The sequence below is a fragment of the Halalkalicoccus jeotgali B3 genome, assembly GCF_000196895.1.
GTDB lineage: Archaea > Halobacteriota > Halobacteria > Halobacteriales > Halalkalicoccaceae > Halalkalicoccus > Halalkalicoccus jeotgali.
This window is the reverse complement of sequence record NC_014298.1, coordinates 210992-231277: the sequence shown is the minus strand read 5'-3', so window position 1 is coordinate 231277 and position 20286 is coordinate 210992. Positions and strand designations below refer to the sequence as shown.

17 protein-coding genes and 2 pseudogenes are annotated in these 20286 nt (G+C 54.6%); 4 read left to right on the top strand and 15 right to left on the bottom strand.

The features are described from left to right. Nucleotides 1–3: 3 nt before the first annotated feature. The gene (locus HACJB3_RS20755) at nucleotides 4–624 is read left to right on the top strand and encodes a hypothetical protein (RefSeq protein ID WP_238532880.1); all 621 of its coding nucleotides are present in this window, start codon (nucleotides 4–6) and stop codon (nucleotides 622–624) included. Between the two features lie 689 nt (nucleotides 625–1313). On the opposite strand, the gene HACJB3_RS15765 is transcribed toward HACJB3_RS20755, so the two are convergent. Next, nucleotides 1314–2003, bottom strand: a complete 690-nt coding sequence (locus tag HACJB3_RS15765) for a TVP38/TMEM64 family protein (RefSeq protein WP_008415312.1) — start codon at nucleotides 2001–2003, stop codon at nucleotides 1314–1316. A 230-nt stretch (nucleotides 2004–2233) separates the two neighbouring features. On the opposite strand from HACJB3_RS15765, the gene HACJB3_RS15760 reads away from it, so the two are divergent. Then, nucleotides 2234–3085: a formate/nitrite transporter family protein gene (locus tag HACJB3_RS15760; protein ID WP_049934645.1), complete on the top strand. Its 852-nt coding sequence runs from the start codon at nucleotides 2234–2236 to the stop codon at nucleotides 3083–3085. A gap of 347 nt (nucleotides 3086–3432) precedes the next feature. Here HACJB3_RS15760 and HACJB3_RS15755 read toward each other — a convergent pair whose 3' ends face one another. Beyond that, nucleotides 3433–3615: a helix-turn-helix domain-containing protein gene (locus HACJB3_RS15755; protein WP_008415314.1), complete on the bottom strand. Its 183-nt coding sequence runs from the start codon at nucleotides 3613–3615 to the stop codon at nucleotides 3433–3435. Between the two features lie 85 nt (nucleotides 3616–3700). On the opposite strand from HACJB3_RS15755, the gene HACJB3_RS15750 reads away from it, so the two are divergent. Further along, nucleotides 3701–3880, top strand: coding sequence for a hypothetical protein (locus HACJB3_RS15750; protein WP_008415315.1), 180 nt, complete (start codon nucleotides 3701–3703; stop codon nucleotides 3878–3880). A 27-nt stretch (nucleotides 3881–3907) separates the two neighbouring features. On the opposite strand, the gene HACJB3_RS15745 is transcribed toward HACJB3_RS15750, so the two are convergent. The 9 genes and pseudogenes from HACJB3_RS15745 to HACJB3_RS15705 all read right to left on the bottom strand — a co-directional run bounded on the left by HACJB3_RS15745 (nucleotide 3908) and on the right by HACJB3_RS15705 (nucleotide 15736). Then, a complete protein-coding gene (locus tag HACJB3_RS15745; RefSeq protein ID WP_008415316.1) occupies nucleotides 3908–4546 on the bottom strand; it encodes a LysE family translocator in 639 nt (212 codons plus the stop codon). A 569-nt stretch (nucleotides 4547–5115) separates the two neighbouring features. Further along, nucleotides 5116–5436, bottom strand: coding sequence for a helix-turn-helix transcriptional regulator (locus HACJB3_RS15740; RefSeq protein ID WP_008415317.1), 321 nt, complete (start codon nucleotides 5434–5436; stop codon nucleotides 5116–5118). A gap of 11 nt (nucleotides 5437–5447) precedes the next feature. Next, on the bottom strand, nucleotides 5448–9608 hold the full coding sequence (locus tag HACJB3_RS15735; RefSeq protein ID WP_008415318.1) for a multicopper oxidase domain-containing protein: 4161 nt from the start codon (nucleotides 9606–9608) through the stop codon (nucleotides 5448–5450). 1670 nt (nucleotides 9609–11278) lie between these two features. Next, nucleotides 11279–11434, bottom strand: a pseudogene (locus tag HACJB3_RS18960) (ArsR family transcriptional regulator); the annotation flags it as partial. Between the two features lie 105 nt (nucleotides 11435–11539). Further along, a complete protein-coding gene (locus tag HACJB3_RS15720) occupies nucleotides 11540–12445 on the bottom strand; it encodes a DUF4397 domain-containing protein (protein ID WP_238532879.1) in 906 nt (301 codons plus the stop codon). A 240-nt stretch (nucleotides 12446–12685) separates the two neighbouring features. Further along, nucleotides 12686–13492, bottom strand: a complete 807-nt coding sequence (locus HACJB3_RS15715) for a CHRD domain-containing protein (RefSeq protein ID WP_238532878.1) — start codon at nucleotides 13490–13492, stop codon at nucleotides 12686–12688. Between the two features lie 591 nt (nucleotides 13493–14083). Further along, nucleotides 14084–14224, bottom strand: coding sequence for a DUF7563 family protein (locus HACJB3_RS20345; RefSeq protein WP_169312210.1), 141 nt, complete (start codon nucleotides 14222–14224; stop codon nucleotides 14084–14086). 368 nt (nucleotides 14225–14592) lie between these two features. After that, nucleotides 14593–14760 (bottom strand): hypothetical protein, encoded by a 168-nt coding sequence (locus tag HACJB3_RS15710; protein WP_008415327.1) that lies wholly within the window; start codon nucleotides 14758–14760, stop codon nucleotides 14593–14595. Nucleotides 14761–14851: 91 nt separating this feature from the next. Beyond that, on the bottom strand, nucleotides 14852–15736 hold the full coding sequence (locus HACJB3_RS15705; protein WP_238532877.1) for a PhzF family phenazine biosynthesis protein: 885 nt from the start codon (nucleotides 15734–15736) through the stop codon (nucleotides 14852–14854). 310 nt (nucleotides 15737–16046) lie between these two features. On the opposite strand from HACJB3_RS15705, the gene HACJB3_RS15700 reads away from it, so the two are divergent. Next, the gene (locus HACJB3_RS15700) at nucleotides 16047–16652 is read left to right on the top strand and encodes an HdeD family acid-resistance protein (RefSeq protein ID WP_238532876.1); all 606 of its coding nucleotides are present in this window, start codon (nucleotides 16047–16049) and stop codon (nucleotides 16650–16652) included. Between the two features lie 68 nt (nucleotides 16653–16720). Here the strand turns inward: HACJB3_RS15700 and HACJB3_RS15695 are convergent. The 4 genes and pseudogenes from HACJB3_RS15695 to HACJB3_RS15685 form a co-directional block, all read right to left on the bottom strand. Beyond that, nucleotides 16721–18004: pseudogene (locus HACJB3_RS15695) on the bottom strand (TIGR00341 family protein). 313 nt (nucleotides 18005–18317) lie between these two features. Further along, a complete protein-coding gene (locus HACJB3_RS18955) occupies nucleotides 18318–18836 on the bottom strand; it encodes a hypothetical protein (protein ID WP_049946407.1) in 519 nt (172 codons plus the stop codon). A 14-nt stretch (nucleotides 18837–18850) separates the two neighbouring features. Then, the gene (locus tag HACJB3_RS15690) at nucleotides 18851–19435 is read right to left on the bottom strand and encodes a DUF7437 domain-containing protein (RefSeq protein ID WP_013199581.1); all 585 of its coding nucleotides are present in this window, start codon (nucleotides 19433–19435) and stop codon (nucleotides 18851–18853) included. 113 nt (nucleotides 19436–19548) lie between these two features. After that, nucleotides 19549–19728 (bottom strand): hypothetical protein, encoded by a 180-nt coding sequence (locus HACJB3_RS15685; protein ID WP_238532875.1) that lies wholly within the window; start codon nucleotides 19726–19728, stop codon nucleotides 19549–19551. Nucleotides 19729–20286 lie beyond the last annotated feature (558 nt).

Below are 20286 nucleotides of genomic sequence, written 5' to 3'. Positions count from 1 at the left end.
TAGGTGAAGGTCACGAACAACGTCTTGTCTGCAACCGTCGTTTCGGGACGTATGGGATGGGCTAAGTCGTTTTTCGATCCACCAATTCGAGCGTGGGCCGGATGGTGGCTGTTCGCAGGGCTGCTGACCGCTGTTCTGCTCGTTATCTTGTCTCCGTACCTAGGATGGGCCACGTTTGGGCTCTTCCTCTATTACGTTGCCCGTCCCATTACTAGACAGGTACGTCAACAGGGTGTGTCGTCGACCGGTGCGGCGGCGCTCACAGAGGGTCTATTCATTGTTCCACTCGTCGCCCTCTTACTGGCGCTCACGGCGTACGTGGTCTGGCAAGTTGCTACATTGGAACCAACGGACATTGAAAGCGTTCTCGAGGTCCTCTTTCCTGATATTGATCTCGACGAACTACCGGCCTCTCCAGACGCAATCTACGCGCTCACAGACGGTTTTCGCACAGATCCAACCGTCGAATCAGCGCTGCTCTGGCTCAGTGGCTTCATCGACACGTTCGTGAGCCAGCTCTACAATGCACTTCTCACCATACTGTTCGTTTTTTTCTCTTACGCGACGAGCAGTCGATCAAGGACTGGGTTTACGAAAACATTCTTGAGGGGCGCCCGAACCTGATTGAGTACATCCAAACGGTCGATCAAGGGTTGAAGTCGATTTATTTCGGCTATACACTGACCCTGCTGGCGATCACGATATTCGCTGCGATACTCTACCACACGCTCAACCTCATCGCACCATCCGGGCTCGCGATCCCCCATCCAATGTTGCTCGCGATTGCGACGGGACTTACGTCGGTGATTCCACTGGTTGGGCGAAACCTTCTCTACGGAACCGTCATCATATACCTCTCCGCTCTGATCCGACGCTCCTCTGGTTCCCCGGCCTGTTCTTCCTTGTTATGAACCTCGCTTTCGACAACATCATCCGAATTTATGTTCGTCCTTCTCTGTCAGGACGGCTATTCCCCATTGGGCTCGTCATGTTCGCCTACCTGCTTGGCCCACCTATCTTCGGCTGGTACGGCATTTTCCTCGGGCCATTTGTGATGGTGGTTGTTGTTCAGTTCTTTCGCTATCGCTTACCGTTTCTCTTGCATCCCAACAACTGATCAGTCACATGCATAAAACAAATACTCACTCAAGTTCGAGGGTTCCTGTACGGTCTCCGTTGTCTTCACTATTCTTGACTGGTACGCTGTTGATCTGGACTTTGAGTCCATCTGATGGACCACACTATGCTCTTCACAGGGCGATTTCTAAGTGAGACAACGTCTGCTCAAATAGGTCAGACAGAATCATAGAAGTCTAGAAATTTAGTCGCTGGATAAACTGTCGAATCGCATTCTGCTTGTAGTAGCCGATCGCTGAAAGAACAATCACGACCCCGAGAAGTAGTAGTGCGCTACCGAACTGACCGCTGGCCAATTCACCGCCGGCGTACACGGTGAGAATATACGCTGGTAGACGACCGATAGTAATCAGTATAAGGAACGTTCGGAGCGACATCGTCGTGAGACCACAGAGGAAACAAATTGCATCATCGGGAAGACCGGGAATGAGGACAAACACGAGTAGGCCTGGGATACCGATTTGGTCTACGAATCCGTCAAAGCGCGTCATCAGGTCGTCGTGGAGAACCTCTTCAACAAACGAGCGCCCATAGCGCTTTGCAAGGCTGAACGCAATCGCACTCCCAAGAAGGACACCGAGGAGACTATAGATAGTCCCGGCAACGGATCCAAAGAGATACCCTGAGACGAGAGCAAGAGCCTGCCCGGGTATAGGAGCCACGACGACTTGCGTAGCCTGGATGATGATGAAAACGAGAGGAGCGAGGGGACCGAATTGGGAGATCCATAGACGAAGTTCTTGAGTATTGAAAATAAACGGTAAATACCGTTGAATAGAGAGATATAGAAGACCGAGAGCAACTATTGCTATAACCGAAAACAGAATCCCCCGGAGTCGATGCTTCTTCGAAGAAAATACCTTCATTCGTAGTAAGGAACAAGCGGAACAGCCTTTAGTTTTCGTTCTGTCTTTTCAGTCCTCATCGGACAGACCGTGTACGCTCTATTTTTCATCCGTCTGATTGTTCGTATCTGTCCTCGGTCAATATAAAGAGACACTTGAAGACTAATCGCCGCTTCGTGTATCCATTTAGCAAGCCCAACCGACTTATTATCGGAAAGAGTACTGTCGGCAGATCGTATTGGTGCCTCTGAATGAGTACTGAAACAGGAAGTGACGAACCCTCCGGTGCATCCCTCTCGTATCAGAATATTCTCGAACGGGAGATGGAAGAAGCGCTCCAAGAGATCGCTCGTCCAACGATGGGAGTGTTCTTATCCGGTCTTTCAGCCGGTTTGAATTTGAGTTTCGGTGCTTTGTTTATGGGAATGGCGTTAACGTTCTCGGGTGGCTTCCAATCACAGTTAGTGCAACAACTCGCATTAGGCAGTCTTTCTTCAATCGCGTTCTTGTTCGTGGTTCTTGGGCAAACAGAGTTATTCACCGCCCACTCAACAATGGCTGTGCTTCCGGTTCTCGACCGTCGAGCCTCGCTCAGTGACCTTGGTGGGCTCTGGGGAGCAACCTATGTTTCGAATCTCCTTGGCTGTGTGATCTTTGCCGGTCTTATTGCCAGCCTCGGGCCGTCGATGGGTATCATTTCACCGTCAGCATTCGGCACGCTTGCAAACGCGTTAATCCCACTTCCTTGGTGGACGATCCTCCTCAGCGGTATCGTTGCAGGCTGGCTCATGGGAATGACCACATGGCTCGTGGCTGCTAGTCGTGATACGATCGGACGTATCGTATTTACGATGGTTGTCACCGGGTCGATCGGCTTCGGTCCGTTCCATCATGCTATCCTCGGGACAACTGAAGTGGTTTCGGCAATGTTCTTGGGCCAAGGAGTGACAATTGGGGATCTCGTTCACTTCCTACTCTGGACTACAATTGGAAACATCATCGGTGGAGCGGTATTCGTTGGGTTGCTCAACTATGGACATATTGAACTCGCTGGCGAGCCACAGGATGTAGACTTTGAAGCCGAAACAACTAGCGACTCCTGAATCCTCAGCCAATCTACGAGAGTGTGATGTTCTGGTGTCTCTGGCGAGCTCTGTCCAGAGCCTTCTCCTTGTCTTCTCGCAGCAGTATCAGGGGTGTAGCGTTATCCCTTGATCTCTTGAGGTATATATGGATTCGAAACCCGCTCGTGATGGTCCGAACGAGTAGGAAGGTCCGATTAAGCAGCTGGTGTTGTCAAAGGTACTATTTTCTCCCTCAATCCACTCTCATTTCTTTCCGTGTACGCACTCATCACTTCGAACGCTTTCCACTAATAATCCTGTCTTGGTATACCGTGTCATTATCGTGGTCGTATCCACCACCCGGTGCCACTACTGCACCTACTCCCTCAGTCGTCCTCTGGTGACATCAGGATGTGTGTCAATATATTCGTCGTCCCGCGTCGGATCCGTTCGGTCACTTCCTGATCCGACCCCCCCAGTTGTTCCCCCAACTCCTTCGACGTTATCTCCCGTGGGACCGTAAAGTAGCTCTTCTCAAGCGCTACAAAAAGTGTATCAGTGCTGGACATCCATCAATCCATACCGCTCGGGTGACGCAGAACTGCTCGGCCGATAGATATGACCGAGTGCTAACGGGAGGCCAGCGTTCTCACATTGAACATAAATTCCGAGATCGCCTCATGGCTCGGAAACCGCGGCTCGAACATCCGCAAGCTGTACGAGCGGTATCAGGCGGCTGAGAGCAACGCCGAGCGTCGCGAGATCGCCCTCGAAACGGGAAAACTCGACGGACGACGCCACACAGAGATCTATGCAGCACTCGAAAACGAGTAGGCCCTCCTTCTTCACGAAGCGCGTGTGTTAGGCAGTAGGCCGTTTCTCAACTGCGAGTTTCAGTCCGAATCCAATGAAGACACTCCCACTCAGATACTGAACAGCCCTGCGAGTTACCTCTGAGTGAAGGAGCTGGTGTCGAACCCGGCTGGCGAAGAGTGCGACGACGCCGAGATAACAGACGCTCAGCCCTGTATAGAGGAGCCCGAGGAGTGACATCTGGAGTGAGGCGTTCGCGGTTGCTGGAACGAACTGCGGGAAAAACGCAAGGATGAACACCGCAACCTTCGGGTTGGAGACGTTGATGACGACCGCCTTCCGGTATGACTCTACAAGAGAGGTATCCTGCTCGGCGAGGTCGGTTTGGAGATCGAATTGGTCGTCACTTCGGAACATCTGGACACCGAGATAGAGCAGATACGCGGCGCCGACGTATTTCACGACCATGTAGGCGAGCGCGCTCGTTCGCAGGAGTGCCGCCAGACCGAGTCTCGCCCCAATCGTGTGGACTAACACGCCAGTTGCCGTCCCAAGTCCTGCGATGAGTCCCGCCGAACGCCCACTTTTGAGCGATTGTGTAACGGTATAGACCGTATCAGGGCCGGGCGCGACGATAATTGCGAGGACGGCAGGGACGAACGCAGCGAGTGTCGTAAACTCGATCATAGCCGTTCTGTAGGTCAACTACCACTGACTTAGGTTGCCGGTGTCTGTAGCTTCCTCGGCGTAGGTATCATAGACAGCCAATATTCGCAGATCTCCCTGAGGCGAGCCGGAAAAATATTAGATACAGCGATACGTTTGCTGTGCCCACGTTCCCAAACCAGCCGGGTAGGCCCACGATTCGGATCACTTGGAGAACTCAAAGGACTAGGATACAGTACTACGGCATCGCGGAGAGTCGTGACATGAACGAGCCGCGTGATTCTCCTTTCCAATGCTGTCAAAACGATGAAGAGGATCGTACCCATCGCCTCAACTGCGTTCACGGTGTATTGTGGATCCTCTCGGCTATCTCTGTCCTCTCGTCGCTCGAGCTCGTTGATCTTCGCTGATCACGGGTAGAGTATGATAACAATAGTTTGAATTTGAGATGCCAGGAGGTGTACCGGTCCTGCTCTTGTTCGCGACTGGGATGACATCCCAGTCGCGGATATTCAATCGATGATGTTCACGGTCACGTTCTATCTCGAACTCGAAAGAACGGACCCGACGACGCCGTCAATCGGGCGCCTCTACTCGTCAGCGGTCGCAGTCGTACTCGTCGGCTGGTTGACTACGGGAACCGTCACGTACTGGTTTTCCCATTCGCGACGCGTGTCGATCTCACGACGCCCACGATCAGGCAGCACGTAGTAGTTCGCTCGCCGATCGGATCTCCCCTTTTCGACCAGTCCTTTCTCGATTAGCCGGTCGAAATTCTGGTACAGACGGCTGTGAGCGACCTCCGATTCGTAGTACTCCTCGAGCTCTGCTTTGACTGCGAGCCCGTTGGGGCCGTTCTTGCCGGCGACGACGTACAGGAGGTCGCGCTGGAACCCCGTCAGATCATACATAACTACTCACCTCAGTCTCCTTTCATATTTCCGAGCAGATCGACCACTGTGAGTTGCTCCGAGTCGGAATCTGACCCGAATGCGAGCGCATCACGCGGTTCTCCCTTACCCCCGAACTCCCGGGCTCGATCAGGGAGCGGCAACACCTTCGTATCGAACTTCTCCAGTGCATCCCGAACGCGCATGATCCCCCAGAGCCCTCCTTCGAGGTAGAACTTCGTCTTGCGCTCCTGATAGACGTAGTCGCCGGCGCCGTTGGCCCCGCCCTCGAGCACGAATTCGCGGGCCGCAGCCGTCGAGATGTCGTCCTGCGTGCCGACTAACCGCGATTCGGGGATGTTGTTCCGCCGCCACTGATGACCCGCACAGTGGAACGAGATCCCGTTGGCCCGGTCGGCGGGCTGGCTCACGCGCAGCGTCACCGGGTCGTTCGTGTACGCCCGCAGCAACGGCGTGTTCGGGTCGCCGTGCACTTCCGAACTGTAGACCTTGTACTGGCGCTCATCGTTGTCGAACCGATGGGCGAACGGTTCCGAGCGGTAGTTAATTCCCTGGAAGCCTTGATCCTCCTGTTCGAGGATCTGATTACACGGCTCGTCCGCTAGTTCTTCGACGTCGACGTCCTCTTCGTCGGCGAGTCCCGCCCGCGGAATCGGGCAGTCCCCGTCGTCGTTGACGATGTACATCCCCTCGGTGAACATCAAGGCGAACTCCCGGAAATCCTCGCCATCGTGACCCGTGATCATCGCCTGGGCGCCGTTCTTGACGGGCTTTCCGGTCTCGGGGTCGAGCCACTTCGAGCCTTCGGGTTCCACGATCAGGTTGCCAAAGGCACCGTGGTGGCGGTTGCTGCGCACGTCCGCGAAATCGGAAAGCACGCCCGTCCCGATCGAGCGAGCCTGCGGACCGTTGTCGTTCTCCTCGCCGTTGACCGGCGCCGAATTCGCATACCACCGATAGGTGCGCGTCTTGCCGGGCGCGATCGTCGAATCGAAGTTGAATCCGGCGGCCATGCCGGCCGAGCCCTGGTCGTCGAACAGTAGGTTCTGGGGCGTCAGCGAGATCCGCTTCGAACGGTTCCAGTCAGCGTCCGGCTGGATGTCGAACGTCGGATGGGAATGCTCGTCGTCGAGGTCGCCAAGCGCGTTTGTGAGGTTGATCTCGACGCACTCGCCGGCGTTCGCACGGATCGTCAGCGGTTCGGGGTTCTTCCCGTTTTTCACGGCCTCGACCTCGTCGTCGAGCACGTAGACGATCCCGTAGGGGTCGTGATCGCCGTAGTCGTTGTACTCGATCTCGGTCTGGATCGCGGTGACGTTGTACGTTCTGGTTGGCGTCCCCTCGGGGCAGGGATCGCCGGGGTCTTTCGCTTCCGGCGGGCGCTTCCCGACGTTGTCGTTCTGACGCTCATCCTTGTCGGGGACGAACCGCCGGTCGTCGTCCTCGCCGTACAGTAACTTCGCCTTGTGACCGACCTTCGTCCAATCGAAGTCGCTGAACGGGGCGGGGTGGCCCATCTCGCGGAGTTCCTCGGTGCTGATCGTTCCACTGGGCGCGTCGCGGTCGGGCAGCGACTGGAGGTGTTCAACCTCGGCGCCAAACAGCCGGAAGATCCCCCATAGCCCCTCCCAGAGGTCCTGAACGGGCTCGGAGCCATAGACGTGGTCCCAGATCGGCAACCCGTCCGGGTTCAGCTGTTCGTGCAGCGGGTCGATCAGCGTGTCCTCCATCGTGAGTTCGAAGGAGAACGCCTCCGAGGGGCCGATGATCTGCGAGGTGGTCTCCGCGCGCTGGAGGCCGTCTTGCTGGCCCCGGATGCCGTGGATCGTGAGGTTGTGCTGCTCCTCGTAGGGCCCCTGGAGCAATCGGATCCGGACGGGATCGCCCGTGTAAGCCTCCAGCGTGGGCGTCGGCGGGTCGCCGTGCAGGCGCGAACTGTGAAGGTAGGCGGGATCGTCATTGTTGCGCCGGAAGTACGGCGCGGTGCGGTAGTTGATCGCGCCCGAACCCGCGTTCTGGTTATGCTCCATCTGCTGGTTGATGAACTCGCCGTCGCAGTTCTTCAGCGGGGCGAAGTCGTGATAGAGCAGCGCAAACTCGCGGAACGGATCCTCGTCCTCGTCGCCGGGGTTGATGATCGCCTGGGTTCCGCTCTCGATCTCCTCGCCCGTGTGGGGGTCGTGCCACGTTGAATCTTCAGGCTCGACAATGATTCCCGCGAACGTGCCGTTCTGCGATTCTGGGATCCCGGTGATGTGGTCGTGGAAGAAGATCGTTCCCTCCTCGTTGGCGAACCACCGGTAGTGCATCGTCTCCTCGGGATCGGCCCCCTGATCGTAGTTGTACCCGACGTTCGCCGAGTCGGATCCGAGCGGATCGAACCTGACGAAGTGGGGGTGGACCGACTTACCGGACTCGAGTTCGTTTTTGAACGTGACCTCGACACAATCACCGACGTTCGCGCGGATCACGAGCGGCTCGGGGTTCATCTTCCCCGAGCGCACCGCCTCGGCGTCGTCCTCGAGGACGTAGACCTTCCCCTCGGGATCGTGATCGCCGGCGTCATTATAAACGACGTTCGCTGGCAGCGCGACGATGGTGTACTCGCGGGTCTCGCCGATCACCTCGGGGTCGATCCCCTCCGGGTCACAGGGATCATTGTACGGCGCACCGGGGACGATCTCACCGAGCGCCTCGGCCTCGTCGGGTTGTTCCGCTTCGCGCTCTTGAGATCCCGGCGGCTTGGGCGGGAGTTCGCCGTCCTCGCCGGGGATGAAGTCCGGGAATCCCTCGATCTCGGAGTTCGCGTCGAGCGGCGGGTCGTTGTTCTCCAGCAACTGGAGCTCCTTTTGTTCCTTGTCGAGCACGCGCATCAGCGCGTTCATCCCCTCGCCGTAGTGGGGGAACATGTGGCAGTGGAACAGGTAGTCGCCGGTCTGTTCGTCGTCGCCCGCGCCGACCGCGAACGCCTCCTCGAAGTCTAGGTCGGGATTGAGAGTACCTGGCCCGTGGGCGACGGTCAGTCGAGCCTCCCACGTCGCGGTCGGGCCGATCGTCTGGGAGTCAATGGTGTCCGATTCGGTTTCACCGGAAACGCCCTTCCAACGGTGGCCGTGCAGGTGGTGGACGTGGTTCTCCTCGTGTTGGGCACCGACGACGCACATCTTGACGGGATCGCCCGTATAGCAGGGAAAGACGAGGTCGCCCCCGCCGGGGTCGCCGTGGACCCACGAACTGTAGAAGGTATCTTCTTCCTCGATGCCCTCTTCGGTTTCGAGTCTGGCGCTCGTCGTCGCCGCGCGGTAGTTGATCCCGTGGACGCTCTGGGGATTGTCGGTGCCGGGCCAGACGGGGTCGCTCCCGTCGGCGTTGACGACGTCGATGGCGTCGTGATAGAAGACGGAGAACTCGCGGTGGCTCACGCCGTCGGGTTCGTGGATGTCGGCTTTCGTCCCGCTTTTCAGCTTCCCGCCGGTCTTCGGGTCGGTCCACTCGGCGCCAGGCGACTCGACGGCGAGCGCGCCGAAGAGCCCGCGCGACTGGAGGTTGTTGTCGTCGAACTCCTCCTCGGGATCGCTCATCATCGCAGGGCTGGCACCGTCGCCGAAGAAGTGGGTTCCCTGGTGGTTCGCGTACCAGCGGTAGGTGATCGAATCGTCGGGCGCGACGGTCGTGTCCTCGTTGTACCCGACCGCGAGGCCGTCGCTCTCGTTGACCTCGTAGGGGAGGCCGTACTGGTGGATCGAGGCCTGACAGTCAAGGTGGTTGTGAAAGTCGATCTCAACGATGTCGCCCTCATTGGCGCGGATCGTAAGCGGTTGGATCACCGACGTGTCGACATCGCCGCCGGGCGCACAGCCCGAGGCCCGGCGCGCAGCCTTCAGATTCTCCTCGAGGACGTAGATCACGCCGTTTGGCTGGTGCTGGCCGAACGCGTTGTAGACGATATCGACGCTGATCGCGTGCACGTCGAAGTGTCTGACTTTGCCCCCCTTGTCGGGTTCTTCGGGAACGACTTCGTCGAGATCCATGTTCGCGGCCGCGCCACTAAGCGTGGTGGCGGCGGCGCCGGCACCGATCATGAACTCGCGTCGGGTGGTGGCTGGGTGGTCGAGTGACTGTGCTTCGTCCGTTCGATCCTGGGTGTGTCCAGGTGACGATTGCTCGTTCATGGTACGAGACAGTCACATCCATGTGGCAGTTGTGATACTGTTATCTGGACAATACGAGCCCTAGTGGATATGTTATTTTATTGTGATTTTAAACCGCGGCTATCGACGCTACTGTTCCAGTAATATCATAATATTTATCTATTAGAATGTATAGTATATATTTCTTATACCGCCCAAAACACGTTTCAGTAGCGCTTTGGAGCCGGTCTAGGATATTCGGCTTTTCGGTGTTTGACAATATGTACGCAATCGGGGATTGTTTGTAGAGGGACTTTACTGCAGGAGTTCCGCGAATAAGTATCGGCTACCGGAAGATAATTCGGTGTCGATTCGCCGGCCAATTTTGTGAATCATCTCGCGGAGAGCGACTTGGAACAGTATTCTTAATTATCATTTTTAATGATAGGTAAGCTCGATAGGAGACTGGATACCCTAGCCGATTCATTCTATCGTAGAGATCAACATGCGTCGCACTCTCGATTGTGAAGAGTTCGACACTCTCACCGGTTGTTTGACAGCGTTCTCGCTGTAGTGTAGTGTGACCGCCTCGTCTATATCCACTACTTCTATCACCGGACTGGCTGTCGATCCTTAGCGTAGTCGAGAGAAAACGACGCTTGTTGCCTATTTGCTGGCGAGCTGAATAACTGTAGTAGAATGCCAGTTTCTAAAACCGACTTAAGACAGCTACTGCAAAGCAGATCGCGACTCGCAGAGTCACGCAATAAATGATCTGTCTCAATAGATCCGCGGACAATTCAGCCTCATATCGAGGAATGAGTCAGAAGCAAGCTGTATGCGAGATCAAGGATAGATAGTGGACTCGAACTACGAGAATTCGTCCTGCTGCACACGGGTCGTCCAGTTGCGAAGACGTGACTTTTCAAACACGCGTATGAGGTCCTGTCGAGGGTCATACTCAATGGCCTAACGTAGTCGAGCACTGGGAGGTGCCATACTTTCTCGGATAGAACGTCCCTGTCGGTAATACTCGATCGCTGATCACGTTACTTGAGTACTTGACTACATACACGGTTAAAAAGAGAAATATTGATTGTATCAGCGTATATTATCCTCTGTAACAGGCCGGAATCGAACCACACCGTTTTCAAGTACTTCAGTATGCAAAAACCGACGACCGATGAAGAATTGCAGGCGGCATTGACAGGCGATCGCTATCGAATCCTCGAATTGCAGCAGTTGGAACCCAATACGTTGGCGAATACGATGCTGACTACTACGTACAGACTGATGATGTGCTCTCGGAGTACACCTGCGAAGCACATCTCGAGGAGACTATCGAGCGAGCACAAGCCTGAGTCCCTTTCGTAGTCAGTATCAGCAGTTGGCTTTGTTGAAATCCTCCTAATCGGGGACAGTGAATAGTGAGACAATCGTGCCGCAAAGAGGTCTGTTGGGCACTTTCCCAGGGAATGATTATCTAGCCCAGGCTCGAACGATCTGTAATGACTGTCTCCGTCGAGTCCTTTCCGCGTGACAATTTGGACGAGGGAGTCCAGTTGTATCGTGCTGTGTTTAACGAACCGCCGTGGAATGATGACTGGACCGACGAAACAGCTCGTAGACGACTCTCGCAAATCCTTGAAACGTCGGGATATCGAGGGTACGGCGCCTCTGTCAGAGGAGAACTCGTTGGGTTGGTGATGGGGAACCTCGAGGTGATGGCGGATCGTCGTGTAATCGAGGTCGAGATCCTCGGCGAACTGATTGGCATTGCGTGGCCGTTCATCAATTGCCTGCAGGAGGCGGACTCGGTTCGGCCCCCCGCGAGTTCCGGTGAGCACGTACCAGAGAACGGCCTCCATTATTCTCTTTATCTCCACTTGCCACTGTAATAATAGCGGTTCATTCTGATCGCTCATAGAAGAACCATTCAACTTCCCGGAATCTAGGCAACACGTGTCATCGGCTTACCGTTCACCCGGTATCGCGTCCTCAGTAATCCCAAGTGCAAACGAGGCGTTTTCGACCGCGCTTTCGGGTGCAGTAGTTGGATCAACGTATCCGAGGGCGAACACCGTGTAGACTGCCCCCGCCTCGAACCCGATATCGAAGCGCTCAACGATCTCACCGGTCGCGCTCTCGCGTATCTCAAGAACCGTTTCGTCAGCGGCCACTTCGCCGTAATTCCCCTCTCCGAATCCAAGGTTCTCAAAGACGGTCTCTTCGCCGGTTCGAACGGTGAAGTCGACACATGGAGCGTCGACTGACGCGTGAATGCCCCGGACACGGGCGTGTCCCGACGACGTGGGGGTCGTATCGTCTTCGAAGGGAACGATCCGTAGTGGTTCGTCGCTTCCCGCACAGGCCTCGCCAACGGCGGCAACCGTATAGCGTCCTTCCTCAAAGGTGACTTCACGTTCGAGGACCGCCGCCTCGGGGCCCTCACCGGCAGGTGTGAACTGGACCGTGTACGTTCCAGGCACGTACTCGAGGTACGGTGTCTGGGTCGCGAACGGCTCGACATCCTCAAACCACAGTTCCCCGTCGACGTACACATCCACGATAGGGGCATCCGGCGAGAGGTGAACGATGCGTGCACCGTCCTCGAGTTCGGAGTTTCCAGTGTCCTTCTCGCTATCGTCGTGGTTGTCGGCGCCGGCCGGTGAGGCAAGTCCGGCGGCGCCGAGTCCCACAGCCGCGGTTCCAGCTAAGAACCCACGCCGAGAAGAGCTGTGACGAGCAGCGTCAGTCTCCTCTTTAGTTGCTTCGTTACTCACGTGCAGACCAGCCGACCAGCTCCTGTTTAGTGGGTAATCGGGCATTCGGCCGGTTTGTCGGTTCGTCCTATCGTTCGCGTCGTCGTGGTCAGTCATTGTGTTCTCCGAGCTTCGGTTACGTCGAGCTGTTCATCAACTGTGCAGTGTATCGGGCTCACAGCCCCATTTCGTCCTTTTTCGTCACTCTGTTGCCCCGTCTCCTCTCCCATTGGTCGAAGACCGGAAGTAGAGAGGGTGATGATTGTCAGCGGAGTGAGTCCCAGGGCGGGACCCCTTCGGTAGTGTCTCCGTTTGGGGCCGGCTGAAGGGATCGTGGGAAGACACCAGTCGTCTTCGTTAACAATCCTTGTCTTTTGGCATGTACACTTCTTTCTTTTCGACGTTATCGGCGTCAACTCGCGGATTGTCCTCGACAGGAATCATCACACCTGTCATGGTCGCGAACTCACCAGGCAGGCAGCCAACGCTCTCTCGGACCTGCTGTACCTCCGGATCATTCGGCGTCGGATCCGGGAATACGACACGTGGCGGTCCAGCCTCTCCTTCCGGCGCCTCGTGGATGTGGGTTGCTGTGTTCGCAGGGCTCTGGTATGGCGGCGTCACATCGACAGCGATGTCGAAGCAGATGATGTTCTCCTCGGGCTGCAGCTCTAGCTCATAGAGACCACTTCCCTCCGGATCGCCGATACCAACCTCGCCAGAGTCACCATCAACGACCTGATCACCGTCGGCCTGCACGAGGAACTGCGTATCTCCTGGTTCGCCGTGTATTTGCCCCCGGATCGCACCAGGAACGAACTCTTCGGTGTGGACGTCCACGAAAAATCCGTCTGGGTTGTCAACGATATCCTGTACGGTGAATCCAGCGCCTGCGTCGACTTCGATCTCGTTCATTTTGGTATTGTCGTCGTCATCATGGTTCGTACTGCTCTCATCACCGTCGCCGTCGTGGGCGCTCACTGATCCGGTCATGCCTGCAGCACCGAGTCCAACTGCTGCGGATGCAGCGAGAAATCCGCGGCGGGATTGTCCACTCTCGGATTCGGCGGCAGGCGCCTGTTCGAGTTCTCTCTCGGGATTCCGGTTGAGTGGGAAGTCCGGCATCTGTTTTGCGTCATCGTTTGTCTCTGATTGTTCCGTCATATTCTGGTTCTGTCCTGTCTCTGTTGTTGATTATTCACACGATTCGGCTGTTGTTGTGCATGTCGTGTGCGCCACAGGTCGTTTCTACATCCAGGGGCCCACAACGTGTGATTCCACCATCAATCAATAGAAGAGCGTTTTCCGAACCCAGTCCAAAATCCATCCAAAATCCGGAAATTTGCTGACAGTAACTATCGTGTTCTACTTAGCCTCGTAATCCACTTGAGAACAGCTTTTTATTTCGAAATATATTTTTCAGATATCAAATCGGCTCTCATGGCTCTGAGGACCGATGATTAGGCAGGGATATCGTCTGTGGGGAAGGTGTTTCAGAGACTGGAACTTGTGTAACTCACCCTGCTGAGAAGGGATCGATAGTGCACAAGGCATTGTCTAATTGATTACACCCTGAATTGATATACTTCCAAAGGTCGAACCGACGGAATCGTTTCTACTACTCACACTACTACTGTACTCTACCCGGGTTATTCGACGTTGCTACTAACCGATCTTTGCTTACGTAAGTCGCTCTTACTCCATGCTGGCAGTCTTGTCTGTTTAACTACAGTACCACTATAGCCAGGGAGCGGTTCAGCGGCCCGTTGCTTTTCCGTTCTTGATCGCCGTCGCACTCAGACAATCGGGACAGCCATAGAGCGTCCCATCGTTATCGGCGAATACGCGGTGGAAATCGGCCGTTACGTGCTGGCCACATTCGTCGCACTCAGGCATATTCCGCTTATTGTATAGGGTGGTTATCAATATTCGGCCGATATACGTGAGATGCGACAGTAGAGCATCGGAACTGCTGGTCCTCTATAGCAATCCACTAGACCGTGCAGCGGTCGGTTTGGCTACGCTAACAGCCAATACCGCCGAACAGAACAGACGGAGTACTGAGTCTTGTGCAACAGTCCCGTATTGGAGAGTCATGATGTTGCACAAGGCACTATCTAACTGAGTCCATCGTCGCCTAGTATACAATTCTCATTAGTACGAAGCGTCGGGTACTGCTTGAGCCGGTTTTCAGCAGGGTGTCTACGAAAGCGGCAGCTACGTTGGGAGTTCTACTACACTACTTTGTTAGAGAGGCGTCGACCTTAGAGGTCGCGAGCCTGAACGGTCTTCCGATCGTTGTCAGCCGCTCGTTGGGCTGCATCCTCGAGTAACTCCTCAACTTCCTCGTCGAGTGCGTCGTAGAAATCCGACGATACATTGTAGTCAGTGAGCGTTTCTTTGACCGCCGCCTGAACGATGAGGTCTGCCATCAATTGTGTCTACTGAGGGTACTACTGTAGGATTTCTGCCTAGGAGAGCATGAAGAAAGCGTCAGTAGACCGCCCTGGAGGGCGTGTGGAGTTATCGAAGCTGCCCACTCAAGACCGGTAGTACGCGTCCACCAACTTCGACATCGATACCATCTGTTGATTGGGATGCTCGGAGCCGAAGCAGTGAGGGACGATTCATCTCGTATCCTTGTTCGACCGTCACTTCGATCTCATCGGACTCGAAATAGTCTTCCTGAACGAGATAGGCAGCGAGACACCCATTCGAGGAGCCTGTTGCAGGATCTTCCGGAACGCCCCCACAGTCGGCAAAGACGCGGACGTTCAGGTCGTTATCGTCGTACGTCTCGGGAGCGAACACGAGGAGGTTCACGTTACCAAGAGGATCGATAAGATCACTGTAGTATGGGTCCAGTTGCGTCTCGGCTCGCTGAACGGCATCAAGAGAGGTCAATGGGACGATAACGGTTGGAAGTCCTGTTGATACGAGTTTGATTGGATACGAATCGTCGATATCGGCCTGATCGAGCCCAAGAATGTCTGCGATCAATTCCGGTGTAAGTTTGTCCTCAAATGATGGCTGGATTTGCTTCATCCAGTAGAATTCGTCATCGCCATCTGCTTCGACCCAGACGGGAATTTCGCCCACGCCAAGGTTGAGTGTGAGTTGGTCTGGCCGATCGTCTGTGAGATACTCACGAATCACGAACGCCGTACCCAATGTCGGATGGCCAGCAAACGGAATCTCCTCGGTGGGATCGAAGATGCGGACGTCATACTCACCAACAGTTGTGTCGACCGATTCGATGAAGGTGGCTTCGGAGAAGTTTGTCTCGCGGGTGAACGCAAGCATCTCATCGGTGGAGAGATTGGACGCCTCGTGAACGACTGCTAATTGATTGCCGGTGTACTTTTTCTGTGCGAATACATCGACGATATGGACGGGGTTGGTTGGCATCTCTGTCACACTATTCATGAACGTGAAGGGATACTGTATCGGTCGAAAGACGGGGTCTGAGTTTATTGAGCTTCACTCATCGATACGGATTCTCTCTTGAGTACCGATTCCAGCCCTCTATAGCCGAATTATAACATTTTCCAAGCATTTTTCTCATATATATTTGAATCGCCATTAGATGGTGGTGCTCTATCTGCTGCTTTGGCCCTCACCTTCGATATCCCGTGTATAGGCGACTTTCAGACTTATTGTAAATTGACCAACACTTTTTATAGTAGTCGGGAACAGACCGTTCGAGTGAGGTACATAGATGAACCAAACAGCCACGACTGAATCAGCCCGAGAATCGATGCACTCGCTGCAAGATCACTGGCGACTGTTATTAGCGATGGGGATCATTATCGTCGGTCTCGGTATCTTAGCGATTCTTTCTCCACTCGTCGCCGGCTTATCTGCAACCGTCGCACTGGGGGCACTCTTGATCATTGGTGCAGTCGTTCATGCCGCCCACGTGTTTACAGTTCATGGGTGGAAAGGACGCACGGCTCAGACTGTCTTAGCAGTCGTGTACCTACTGGCTGGCCTCGCACTCGTCGGCAACCCTGCAGCAGGATTAGCGACTCTCACTATATTGTTAGTCGCGTTCTTCGTTGTTGATGGGCTAATCGAAGTATATGGTGGACTCAAACTCCGTCCTGAGACGAACTGGCAGTGGATGGTTGGAAGTGGCGCCATCTCAATCGTCCTTGCCGGTCTTATCTGGGTAACGTTGCCCTTTGCTATCGTGTGGGCTGTTGGTCTTCTCTTCGGAATCAATCTACTTACAACTGGTATCTCGATGATCGAGATCGCTTTTGGCGGACGGAGCGCTAGTAGGGAAGGGAGGGCACCTGCTGGCGAGCCACGTGGCGCCTAACGGTGCCTTACGCCTTTTATTTTGAATCGGATGCCTTCGAGAGATCGAATAACGATAGAGATAATTAGTTAGGTTGAACTCTGTCCCCGAACAAATTCAACGTTGACAGTGACGTCTTCTCCTGTTTCACTCGTCAGGCGGTCATCGATACGCTGAGCTACATCTGGTGGGATCTGAGCGTTCGGCCTATGTGCGACGACAACGGTTACTTCGGCAGGGTTTCCGAGAAGCACATCATCGATATCGTAATCAACTGTTAGTGCTTCGAATTCCAAGTCATCAAACTGGCCGCTATCGAACACCGCTTCGACTTCGGTATTGGCATCGGTCTCAACAGTTCCAACTGCGAAGGATGCCCACGTGATAGTTCCAAGGACAACCGAGAGGAGAAGAAGACTACAAACGGTAGCCACGATACGGACGCGGACTCCCTGCCATGCCCGTCCCGCGTGCTCATTTGTTTCGGGACGGTAGCCAGCGATCCACAAGAGAATGAGCGCCGAGAGATTGATCGCAAGCAGGTTCACCAGCACAAGAACGCCAGCAGTAAGAACGACTCCAGGATAGCCCCATGCAAGACCGAGCCCAGACATCGCAGCAGGAGGAATCAGTGCGACCGCAATGGCAACTCCAACGAGTGCTGATCCTGCCCCACGGATGATACTCACGGCACCAGCAACACCCGATCCGAGAGCGAGAAATAGCGAGAGGAAATTCGGCGACGTCCGCTCAAGGATATGTGGGATCGTTCGGATGTCAACCGGTGGTAACAAGGCAGTCTCATTCAACAGTACCCCGAGGCTGGCAGCTGTTAAGACTGCAGCGAGCAACCCAGTCACCTGTAGTGTCACACCACGAGAGGTCATATCCGAATCCGCTAGAACTGCTCCAACACTGGCCGAGATAGCGGGTCTCCCATCAACGGGGCAATAACCATTGCGCCGATAATAGTTGCCACCGAATCGAGGAGCAGCCCTGTTGTCGCAATGAGTGTGCTTACGACAAGGAAAATAAAGAACGTCGAGATCGCGGGGGCAAGGTCTTCGGTGTGTGCGATAAGTTCGTCGCGTGCGATATGATGCCCCCGGTATCGATTTTTGAGGGTCTCTATTCGCTCGGAAACGACCGTCTCGGTCGGGAGAACAATCGTATAGGAGTTTCTTGATGCCTGCAGCATACAGTTTTTCAAATACGGGTTCAACTCCAGCATCAGGGATTGGGAAGGAAACTACGGCTGCGAACTCTCCACGGCCAGTTTCTTCAGAGACCGCATAATCGATCCGTTCGTCGTCGAGTACCGCGAGAACGTCCATTCGATCACCGTCAGGGATAAGAACTTGGACAAAACGCATAGAACCACTATGTGTCAATTGGGTATAGATAGTGTTCTTACTTTCCGCTATTTTTTCTCCAGTAAATGGCAAGTATATAAAATCTCTTTGAGTAGACCGGGTCTCAATCTGATTATCATCGGAGAATAGAAAGTAGGTAGATAGCCGTGGCCAGCAGTCCCTACCGGAGAGCCACAAGGGTACACAAGGCTCTGTCTGACTCCTCACATCGTGGCGAGGGATATTCAACAACGTAGGACCACAATATCCGGTCCTAGTGAGCTACCAGCCAGCAAGAATATATCAAACATACTTGGCCACTCCGTCAATATATTTATGTGATCGATTCAATCAGCTCAAATCCATCTTTCAACGTGATTTGATCAGTGAACCCTGCTGCTTCGATCGCCGTAACGACTCCCTGACCAGCATCAGCGTCTGTTGTAAGGAGACACACAGACGATGCAGGTCCCTGCAAAAGAAGTTGGATTGCGACGCCTGCAAGTGCGGTGTCCGCCCGTTCAATTTGGTCTTCAGACCGATTAGACGAATTTGCGATATAGCTCCGTGTCCTATCCATCACCGTTGATACAGTACTGTTTGTATAGTCGAGATCATCCGCAACTGTTACCCAACCACTGGTGATTGCACTGTCGATCGGGATCTGTCCCGGTGTACTCTGTGCTGGTGCACTGTTGAGCTCCTCGTAGACGTGCTGTGGAATAATGAACGTGATCTGGTTGTGCGTTGCAAATCGTTCGAGAGCGGTGTATTTGGTATTCTCTTGGCGGCCACACGCAATGAACAGCCCCGAATCAGCAACCCAGGCGGTACTATCGGAACGAGGAGTCATAGAGGCAGGCTCATCTAGGAATCGTGATTAACTGCTTCAGTCCGGGCATTTCGAATCTGGTCGAAATATGGGTCGTGCGTGTGCATCTCCTGAATGACCTCTTGGAGTGCATGCAAGACGGCGATTCCAACCGCCGGTTGGAGATCGAGCTCACGAGCAGCAACCCGTTCGGTCATTTCACCGTCTACATATGGAACGGCGTACGTTACCGCAGCAGCGAGTTTGCCGAGGCCGTATCTCTCAACGACAAACGCGAGGTCTTGGTCGTTCGATGTCTGACCAACAGCTTCGATAAGTGTAGGAGTGATCGTATACGTATCCCCGTCAAGATTCGTAGTCAGTTTAATTGGCGTTGCCGTGTAGGTGTGGGTTTTCTTGGATTCATCACGCGTGAGCAGTCCTAGTTCAACCAGAGTGCCTGTATCAGCGTATGCTGTCGTGCGTGGTGTCTCTAGGTCAGCGGTGATTGTATCGACCGTCACCTCGCCCTCGCGAAGGATATACGTATAGAGGCGGGCGAGGCGTGGCTCTTCGAGTACATGAGCCACTGAGAGGAGCCCATTGATCGCTCGTTCCGAGGAGCCGATAGCCTGTGACATACAATTCATGATTCGTGTATTGAGTAATAACTCTTGTTGCAGGGAATACGGTCTGGCCGCCGTAGCGGAAGCAGACGATGCAATACTACAGAGGCCTTGTACACCGGGATGCATTATCGGTCGGCTGCCTCTTCGTCAACCACGACGAGCTTCTTCCCGCGACGTTTCGTTTGTTCGACGTCGTCTTTCCCAAGCTTTTCGAGGAAGTTCATGACACGGGCCACAGTTTGCGTGTGCGGCTTCAAGCCTTCGGCGGCAGTGATAACCTTCGCGATCGTCTGGCTATCGAGCACGAGCCCAGCAGGCGTGTGCTTGACGCTCGCTGTGACTGAATTGGGACGTACCCCAACGGGATTGTCGACGAATGAACTGCACTGTCTCATTCCCTCGACGAGTGCCAGACCGTCTAAAGAGAAACGGTTGAACGGTCAGTGAGAATGCTTCTGAAAGTATACTCATCACTCCCGAAACCCCTCTCAGAACCCATTTGGTGAGCTCCGAACTGTTCACTTTCACCGCGGTTGGCGCGTGTTTTTGACCATAGGAGACCTTCAGTTAATTGGAGCCTGTCACACGCTCCATACCCTTCACTGCTAACGCCAAATAGTCCCAGAGGGCGCCTGAACAGCCCAGTCTACGAATAGCGATCCAGAGTGAACGTTACCGAGCGCGGACGAACTTGTCCAGCACATCGGGACAAGAGGTAGACGGTAGTTGCTATCGCTGGGCGTCACGAACGGTTTCACTATCCAGAGATGAGCACGAACGCCAAATCACCATCGTACAGAGAACAGACGCGCGATCACGACCATGACCAGCGGGTCTGTCGTGCCCCGAACTGCTTTAGCTGT

Bases quoted from the DNA above. Each gene is read 5' to 3' on its own strand.
- HACJB3_RS15715 (WP_238532878.1), bottom strand. From the start codon at position 13,492: ATGACGGAACAATCAGAGACAAACGATGACGCAAAACAGATGCCGGAC.
- HACJB3_RS15745 (WP_008415316.1), bottom strand. From the start codon at position 4,546: ATGATCGAGTTTACGACACTCGCTGCGTTCGTCCCTGCCGTCCTCGCA.
- HACJB3_RS15735 (WP_008415318.1), bottom strand. From the start codon at position 9,608: ATGAACGAGCAATCGTCACCTGGACACACCCAGGATCGAACGGACGAA.
- HACJB3_RS20345 (WP_169312210.1), bottom strand. From the start codon at position 14,224: ATGCCTGAGTGCGACGAATGTGGCCAGCACGTAACGGCCGATTTCCAC.
- HACJB3_RS15700 (WP_238532876.1), top strand. From the start codon at position 16,047: ATGAACCAAACAGCCACGACTGAATCAGCCCGAGAATCGATGCACTCG.
- HACJB3_RS15690 (WP_013199581.1), bottom strand. From the start codon at position 19,435: ATGTCACAGGCTATCGGCTCCTCGGAACGAGCGATCAATGGGCTCCTC.
- HACJB3_RS15755 (WP_008415314.1), bottom strand. From the start codon at position 3,615: ATGTCCAGCACTGATACACTTTTTGTAGCGCTTGAGAAGAGCTACTTT.
- HACJB3_RS15720 (WP_238532879.1), bottom strand. From the start codon at position 12,445: ATGACTGACCACGACGACGCGAACGATAGGACGAACCGACAAACCGGC.
- HACJB3_RS15765 (WP_008415312.1), bottom strand. From the start codon at position 2,003: ATGAAGGTATTTTCTTCGAAGAAGCATCGACTCCGGGGGATTCTGTTT.
- HACJB3_RS15740 (WP_008415317.1), bottom strand. From the start codon at position 5,436: ATGTATGATCTGACGGGGTTCCAGCGCGACCTCCTGTACGTCGTCGCC.
- HACJB3_RS15710 (WP_008415327.1), bottom strand. From the start codon at position 14,760: ATGGCAGACCTCATCGTTCAGGCGGCGGTCAAAGAAACGCTCACTGAC.
- HACJB3_RS18955 (WP_049946407.1), bottom strand. From the start codon at position 18,836: ATGACTCCTCGTTCCGATAGTACCGCCTGGGTTGCTGATTCGGGGCTG.
- HACJB3_RS15760 (WP_049934645.1), top strand. From the start codon at position 2,234: ATGAGTACTGAAACAGGAAGTGACGAACCCTCCGGTGCATCCCTCTCG.
- HACJB3_RS15705 (WP_238532877.1), bottom strand. From the start codon at position 15,736: ATGCCAACCAACCCCGTCCATATCGTCGATGTATTCGCACAGAAAAAG.